The sequence below is a fragment of the Cupriavidus consociatus genome (assembly GCF_017814975.1).
Lineage (GTDB): Bacteria > Pseudomonadota > Gammaproteobacteria > Burkholderiales > Burkholderiaceae > Cupriavidus > Cupriavidus consociatus.
In genome coordinates this window covers 1-989 of the sequence record NZ_JAGIQA010000139.1, presented here as the reverse complement: position 1 = coordinate 989, position 989 = coordinate 1, and the positions used below count along the sequence as shown (strand labels likewise).

The following is a 989-nucleotide window of genomic DNA, read 5'->3' as shown; positions in this document are numbered from 1 at the left end:
GCCTCGAAGATGCGGCGCAGCGACTGCTCCATCGTGACCTCGGGCTTCCAGCCCAGCGCTTCGATGGTGTTGTCGATCTTCGGCACGCGGTGCTGCACGTCCTGGTAGCCCTTGCCGTAGAAGTCGCCCGACGAGGTTTCGACGATCCGGGTCTTGCGCGCTTCGTCGGCGTACTCGGGATAGTCCCCTGCCATCTTCAGCATCATCTCGGCCAGTTCGCGCACCGAATGGATGTTGGCCGGATTGCCGATATTGAAGATCTTGCCGCTGGCGATGCCGTTGGGATTCTCGATGATGCGCATCAGTGCGCCGATGCCGTCCGAAATATCGGCGAACGCACGCTGCTGCGCGCCGCCGTCGACCAGCTTGATCGGCTCGCCGCGCACGATATGGCCGAGGAACTGCGTCACCACGCGCGATGAGCCTTCCTTCGACTCGAAGATCGAGTCCAGGCCCGCGCCGATCCAGTTGAAGGGCCGGAACAGCGTGTAGTTCAGCCCTTGCTCCATGCCATAGGCGTGGATCACGCGGTCCATCAGCTGCTTGGAGCAGGCATAGATCCAGCGCGGCTTGTTGATCGGGCCATAGACCAGCGGCGAGGCTTCCGGATCGAATTCCTCGTCGCCGCACATGCCGTAGACCTCCGAGGTCGACGGAAACACCAGGTGCTTGCCGTACTTGACCGCGGCGCGCACGATCGGCAGGTTGGCCTCGAAGTCCAGCTCGAACACGCGCAGCGGCTGGCGCACGTAGGTGGCCGGCGTGGCGATGGCGACCAGCGGCAGCACCACGTCGCACTTGCGGATGTTGTATTCGATCCACTCCTTGTTGATGGTGATGTCGCCTTCGAAGAAGTGCATGCGCGGGTGGTCGACGAGATCGCCCAGGCGGTCCGTGTTCATGTCCATGCCGTAGACCTCCCACGGCGTGGTTTCCAGGATGCGGCGCGTCAGGTGATGGCCGATGAAGCCGTTGACGCCGAGAATCAG

Annotated in this window: 1 protein-coding gene; it reads right to left on the bottom strand. The window is 63.0% G+C overall.

Annotated features, from left to right (window positions below):
- Positions 1 to 989: bifunctional UDP-4-keto-pentose/UDP-xylose synthase (locus J8I82_RS37775; protein ID WP_245180687.1), on the bottom strand; the 989-nt coding region annotated here is incomplete at both ends.